At 62.0% G+C, this 7,035-nt stretch carries 4 protein-coding genes; 3 read left to right on the top strand and 1 reads right to left on the bottom strand.

Features of this window, described 5'->3' with window-relative positions; translation table 11 throughout:
- On the top strand, positions 1-1,080 hold a 1,080-nt coding region (locus tag WBB85_RS23425), incomplete at its 5' end, for an RNA polymerase sigma factor (RefSeq protein WP_432640968.1).
- Between the two features lie 255 nt (positions 1,081-1,335).
- Here WBB85_RS23425 and WBB85_RS23420 read toward each other — a convergent pair.
- Positions 1,336-2,241, bottom strand: a complete 906-nt coding sequence (locus tag WBB85_RS23420; protein WP_432640967.1) for a LysR family transcriptional regulator — start codon at positions 2,239-2,241, stop codon at positions 1,336-1,338.
- A 173-nt stretch (positions 2,242-2,414) separates the two neighbouring features.
- Here WBB85_RS23420 and WBB85_RS23415 point away from each other — a divergent pair, with 173 nt between their 5' ends.
- On the top strand, positions 2,415-5,828 hold the full coding sequence (locus WBB85_RS23415) for an indolepyruvate ferredoxin oxidoreductase family protein (RefSeq protein ID WP_432640966.1): 3,414 nt from the start codon (positions 2,415-2,417) through the stop codon (positions 5,826-5,828).
- 115 nt (positions 5,829-5,943) lie between these two features.
- Positions 5,944-6,939 (top strand): sterol desaturase family protein, encoded by a 996-nt coding sequence (locus tag WBB85_RS23410; RefSeq protein WP_432640965.1) that lies wholly within the window; start codon positions 5,944-5,946, stop codon positions 6,937-6,939.
- The last annotated feature ends 96 nt before the right edge of the window (positions 6,940-7,035 follow it).

Below are 7,035 nucleotides of genomic sequence, written 5' to 3'. Positions count from 1 at the left end.
GTGCCCACCGATCCCCGGGCATGGCTGTTGCGGGTGGGACGACGCAAGGCCATCGACCGCATCCGCAGGGCAGGGCGCTGGCGCGACCGGGCGGGCGATCTTGCGGCTTTGGCCGAAGCCGATCAGGCCGCAGCCGCCGAACCGCCGCCCGACATTCCGGACGAACGGTTGCGCCTTATCTTCACCTGCTGCCATCCGGCGCTGGAACCGAAAAGCCGGGTGGCGCTGACATTGCGGACGCTTGGCGGGCTGACCACGGGCGAGATTGCGGCGGCGTTTCTGGACCGGGAAGATACAATGGGCCAGCGCCTTTCCCGCGCCAAGGGCAAGATCGCGAAGGCGGGGATACCGTTCGCGGTGCCGGGGCCGGAGGATTGGAGCCAGCGGCTGAATTCGGTGCTGACGGTCATCTATCTGATTTTCAATGAAGGTTACCGGGCCAGTTCGGGCGGGGCTTTGTTCAGGGTCGACCTCTGCGATGAGGCGATCTGGCTGGCCCGGTTGCTGCACGGGCTGGTGCCGGATGACGCCGAGGTGGCGGGGCTCATGTCGCTGATGCTGACCACCCATGCGCGCAGGGCGGCCCGGCTGGACCGCTCAGGTGCCGTGGTGGCGCTGGACGAACAGAATCGCGGGCTCTGGGACCATAAGATGGTGGCAGAGGGGCTGGCGCTGCTCGATCAGGCCCTGTCGCGGCATGCCCCGGGTCCCTACCAGATCAAGGCTGCGATCTCGGCGCTTCATGTCGGGGCCGATACGGCCGCGGCGACCGACTGGCGGCAGATGGTGCTGCTTTACGATGCGCTGCTGGCCTATGAACCGACGGCGGTGGTGCGGTTGAACCGCGCTGTGGCGCTGGCCGAAACCGGGTCCTTGCCCGCCGCACTGCGCCAACTCGACATGATTCGCGATCAGATGGATGGGTATCAGCCCTATCACGCTGCCCGTGCCGACCTGCTGGCCCGCTCTGGCTGCGGTCCTGAGGCGCGGGCGGAGTACGATCGCGCGATTGCGCTGTCCCGTGCTGCGGCTGAACAGGCTTTCCTGATCCGGCGTCGTGATCGGGTTCTGTCCGGGTAGATCACTGGCGTGAAACAATTTTTACCGAATTTAGCGATGGACGTCCGTGCCGCTTCATGCCATCACTCGCGGCGAAATAAAAAAAAGGCCGAGACAAGCTCGGCCCAAGTCCAACAGGGAGGTAGATGTCAGCAAGAGTTTCCTCAACCGCTGGCTTCTATCTCCATCTAGGTTCTGCCCGCCCTCGGATCAAGAAAAAACCGCCCGGCTTTGCATCATGGCCGGTATGCGTTGCGCACATGCCTCACTGCAATTTCAGGTTGTTTGCTCGTCGCGGCGGCTTTTGCGGTAGAGAATGATCTCTTCCATCACGAAGTCGCGGAAGGCGGCGACGCGCTTCGATTGCCTGAGTTCCTCAGGGTAGGCGAGGAAAACCGGCACCTCGACTGATTCCACATCCGGCAGGACCCGGACGAGGTTCGGGAAGTCATCGGTCAGGTAATCCGGCAGGACGCCGATGCCGAGATTGGACAGCACCGATTGCAGCACACCGTAATAGCTGTTCACCGTCAGGGTCGAGCGGATGTCCTGCGCCAGAAGCGCCTGAACCAGCGTTGCGCCGGCGCCGACCTGCGGCGCGGTCAGGCTCTGGCTGATCAGCCGGTGCTTGCCCAGGTCCTCTCGCGACTCTGGCGTGCCAGTCGCTTCGAGGTATTCTGCCGTCGCATAAAGCCGCATGCGGATATTCATCAGCCGACGGCGGATAAGGTCGGCCTGTGACGGCTCCTTCATGCGGATGGCCACATCCGCCTCGCGCATCGGCAGGTCAAGGACACGCTCTTCCAGCATCATCTCGATCTTCAGGTCGGGATATTTGTCGTAGAGCTTACCAAGACGTGGGGCGAGCCAGAGCGTGCCGAAGGCGGTCGTTGTGGTGACCTTGATCTCGCCAAAGACCTCATCCTCGCTGTCGCGGATGCGGGCGGCGGCGGTTTCCAGCCGTTTGTTCATGGATGAGGTCGCGTCGAACAGCAATTCGCCCTGTTCGGTCAGAATCAGTCCCCGCGCATGGCGGTGGAAAAGCGTCGTATGCAGGCTCTCTTCCAGCGCGCGGATCTGGCGGCTGACGGCGGATTGCGACAGGTTCAGGCTCTCACCCGCATGGGTAAGGCGGCCCGCATCCGCGACCGCGTGGAAGATTCTGAGCTTGTCCCAGTCCATCCTGTTGCTTTCTGTCGTATTTTGCCCCGGCTTTATGGCGGAATTACTTAAGTGGGGAAAGTAAAACTGCAAGGATTACAAAGTAAACCTGTCCGAGCGGTCGGAAAAAAGTCTCTTTGTAGGTCAGACTTTTTGACCTATAATGGAGGCGTTCTGCCAACGGGGAGGGCCAGATGAGCAAGCCGCAGATTAGCCTGAATGACCGGTATGACCTGACGAAATCGCCCGTACTTCTGAACGGCACGCAGGCCCTGGTGCGCCTCATGCTGATGCAGAAGGAACGCGACCGGAAAGCCGGGCTGAACACCGCCGGTTATGTCTCGGGTTATCGCGGGTCTCCGCTTGGGGGCGTTGATCTGAACATGGCGCGGGCGAAATCACTGCTCGACGCCAATGACATCCGGTTTGAGCCTGGCCTGAACGAAGACCTCGCCGCCACCGCGCTCTGGGGCACCCAGCAGGCCGAGATGTATGGCGAGGGCCGCTATGACGGAGTTTTCGGCCTCTGGTATGGCAAGGGGCCGGGGGTGGACCGCACTGGCGACGTGATGCGGCATGCGAACCTTGCCGGGTCGTCGAAACATGTCGGCGTGCTGATGGCGATGGGTGACGACCATACCGGCGAAAGCTCGCTGACCCTGCACCAGTCGGACTGGGCCCTGGTCGATACCTATATGCCGGTCGTCAGCCCGGCGGGTGTACAGGAGGTGCTGGATTACGGCATCTATGGCTGGGCCCTGTCCCGTTTTGCCGGCGTCTGGGTCGGCCTCAAGACGATGAAAGACACGGCCGAGGCAACGGCGGTCGTCGATGGCGATCCTTACCGCATGTCCTTTGTCGCGCCTGAATTCCAGATGCCCGAAGGCGGGCTCAATATCCAGTTGGGCGACACACCGGTCATTCAGGAAACGCGGATGATCGACTTCAAACGTCACGCGGCCGAGGCCTTTGCCCGCGCCAACAAGATCGACAAACGCATCTGGGGCAAGCCCGGCGCCAAGGTGGGTTTCGTTTCGGCGGGCAAGAACTGGCTCGACCTTTGTCATGCGTTCGAGATGCTGGGGATCGATGCAGACGAGGCCGCGCGTCTCGGCATCACCACCTATAAGGTCGGGCAGACCTTCCCGCTCGACGTTGTCGGGTTCCACGATTGGGCCGAGGGGCTCGACCTGATCATCGTGGTCGAGGAAAAGCGCAAGCTGATGGAAGTCCAGATCAAGGAAGCGATCTTTGACGACCGTCGCGGCCGCCGGGTCTATGGCTGGTACAAGGGTGGTGCAGGCGGCATGCACCGCGAGGAACTGTTTCCAGTCCGCTACGCGCTCGACCCCGCAATGATCGCCGAAAAGATCGGCGATATCCTGATCGAAGAGGGTCGCGCGACGGATGAGATGCGCACCTGTCTGACAGAAGTGCGCGAAGCGCGCCGGGCCGACAATGTGCCCGAACTGGTGCAAAGGACGCCCTATTTCTGCTCGGGCTGCCCGCATAATTCCTCAACCAAGCTGCCCGACGGATCGGTCGCCTATTCCGGCATCGGCTGCCATTTCATGGCCGTCTGGATGGATCGCGACACCCGCTGGGCGACGCAGATGGGCGGCGAGGGCGTGAACTGGGTCGGGCAGGCGCCGTTTTCGACGCGCGAGCATGTGTTCCAGAACCTTGGCGACGGCACCTATAACCATTCCGGTATCCTCGCGATCCGCGCGGCCTTGGCTGCGGGCACTAACATCACCTACAAGATCCTTTTTAACGATGCGGTGGCGATGACCGGCGGCCAGCCGAATGAAGGCGGGCTGACAGCCCCCCAGATCGCGCGGGAAGTGCTGGCGATGGGTGTGAAGGATGTGGCCCTCGTCTATGACGAGAAGGAAGAGGTGGACCTCTCGCAATTCCCGGCCGGGATCGAGCGGCATGAGCGTCATGCTTTGCCCGACGTCCAGAAGAGATACAAAGATATCATAGGTGTATCGGTTATTCTTTATGTGCAGACCTGCGCCGCCGAAAAGCGTCGCCGCCGCAAGCGGGGCAGCTTCCCGGACCCGGATCGCAGGGTCTTCATCAATACCGATATCTGCGAAGGCTGCGGCGATTGCGGCATCCGGTCGAACTGTGTCTCCATCGTACCGGTCGAGACCGAGCTTGGCCGCAAGCGCGCCATTGACCAGTCGTCATGCAACAAGGACTTTTCATGCCTCGACGGCTTTTGCCCCTCTTTCGTTACGCTTAAAGGGGCCGAGGTGAAGAAGGCGGCACCTGCCGAGTTCACCTTGCCGAAGCTGCCCGACCCGGCGCTGCCTGCGATCAAGGGCACCTATAACGTGCTGATCACCGGCGTGGGCGGCACCGGCGTTGTCACTATCGGCGCGGTGTTGGCGCAGGCTGCGCATCTCGACGGCAAGGGTGCCGGGATGATGGAGATGGCGGGGCTCGCCCAGAAGGGCGGTGCTGTCAATATCCACCTGCGGCTGGCTGAGAAACCGGATGACATCAACGCGATCCGGGTGGCGACGGGCGAGGCCGATTGCGTGATCGGCGGCGATCTGGTCGTCACCGGGGGGGCGAAAACGCTGGGTCTGATGCGGACGGGCCGCACCGGGGCGGTGGTGAACGCGCATGAGATCATGACCGGCGCCTTCACTCGCAATCGCGATTTTCACTTACCTGTCGAAGGGTTGCGGCTGTCTCTTGAAGCGCGATTGAAGGATCGGGTGCAGTTCCTTGATGCTTCGGAACTGGCGCGCAAACTGCTTGGCGACTCGATCTATTCCAACATGCTGCTTTTGGGCGCTGCCTGGCAGCGGGGCCTCGTACCCTTGTCGGCGCAAGCAATCCGGCAGGCGATTGAGCTGAACGGCGCGGCGATTCCGGGCAACCTGCGCGCCTTCGAGATTGGCCGCTGGGCGGTTCTGCATGCCGCAGAGGTCGCCGACCATCTGGAAGAACCTGCCGTTAAGCATCTGACGCTTGAGGAAAAAATTGCTTTCCGCGTGGAGCATCTGACCGCCTATCAAAACGCATCCTATGCCGCGCGTTACCGCAAGCTGGTGGATGCCGCCCCGGCGGATATGCGCGAGGCGGTGGCGATGGGGTATCACAAGCTCTTGGCCTACAAGGATGAATATGAGGTCGCACGGCTGCACCTTGAGACAGCCGAAAAGGCAAAGGCGGAATTCGGCGGCGATTTCAGTATGTCTTTCCACCTCGCGCCGCCGTTCCTTGCGCAAGAGGGGCCGGACGGGCGGCCGGTGAAGAAGGAATACGGGGCATGGATGCTGCCGGTCTTCCGGATGCTTGCAAAGATGAAGGGACTGCGCGGCACATCGCTTGATGTTTTCGGCCGCTCGGCTGAGCGCCGGATGGAACGCGCGCTGATCGCGCAGTATGAGGCCGACATGGCCGAGGTGCTGCCGAAGGTCCGGGCCGAAACGCTTGACGCGGCCGTGGCGCTCGCGGATCTGCCGCTCTCCATTCGCGGCTTCGGCCCGGTGAAGGAAGCGGCCGAGCAAGCCGCCGCCAAGCAACGTGAGGCGCTTCTGGCCACGATCCGTGCAGGCGGGGCACCGATGAAGGCGGCGGCGGAATAGGGCCGCCGTCGCGCATCCGGCAGGGCTGTGAAGCGACATCTGACGTCGCAAATCGTGTTGATGGGTAAAGAATTCCGGGCCTAGCCTGATCCCAGCCGCAGAAGCGACGGGGGCGATGATGGGACAGGGCGAAGACGTTCCGATGAGCCGCGAGTGGAATTACCAACCGGACCTGCCGCTTGCCGATCCTTCGATCTTTCGCTGGCCGCCCGATCCGGCATTCCTGATCCGCTGGTTCGCCCGGCATTGGCTGATGCTGAGTGAGCGGGTGATGATGGTGATGCTCGCCATCCTCCTCTACCTCACCGCCTATCCGTCTCTGGAGGCGGCGCAAAGTTTCGGCGTCGGCTGGGTGCTTCAGGTCTGGGCGGTGAATATGGGCCTGGTGATCGTGATCGCAGGCGGCTTGCATTGGTATTTCTACCTGCGACAGGGGCAGGGCAGGCGGCTGAAATTCGACCACAAGGATCAGGCGAAGGGCAACCGGCTGTGGAACTTTGCCGATCAGGTGCATGACAACATGTTCTGGTCGCTGACCTCGGGCGTGGCGCAACTGACCGGCTGGCAAGTTGTGACAATGTGGCTGATGGCGAACGGCTATGCGCCCGTGATCAGCTTCGCTGCGCATCCTGTCTGGTTCGTGCTCGCCCTGATCCTGATCCCGATCTGGTCGGCCTTCCATTTCTACTGGGTGCACCGGCTGTTGCATGTGCCCTTTCTCTACAAGCGGGTTCATGCGCTGCATCACCGCAACGTCAATATCGGCCCGTGGTCCGGCCTTTCGATGCATCCGGTCGAGCATTTCCTCTATTTCTCGTCGCTGGCGATCCACTGGATCGTGGCTTCGCACCCGATCCATCTGATTTTCCACGTGATTTATGAGGGGCCGGGGGCGGTTATGTCCCATACCGGGTATGAGGATCTGCTGGTCAGGGACAAAAGGCGGCTGGCGCTTGGCACCTTCTATCACCAGCTGCACCACCGCTATTACGAATGCAATTACGGCAATCAGGAAATGCCCTGGGACCGCTGGTTCGGCACCTTCCATGACGGAACCGAGGCCGGAACGAAGGACACAAGGGCACGCAAGAAGCGGATGCACCGGCAGTAAGATAGTGCTTCGGATCAAATGTCTGTCGGCGGGACGCTCTGCCATCGATCAGCCTCCCGTCGCCCGGAATCAAGGCGCGCCTGCGCGCCGCCGGGC

Origin of the sequence: Albidovulum sp., from assembly GCF_049646345.1 — a bacterium.
In the GTDB taxonomy this organism is placed as follows: domain Bacteria; phylum Pseudomonadota; class Alphaproteobacteria; order Rhodobacterales; family Rhodobacteraceae; genus Albidovulum.
Note: the sequence above shows the minus strand (reverse complement) of the source record. Positions and strands in the feature narration are given on the sequence as shown.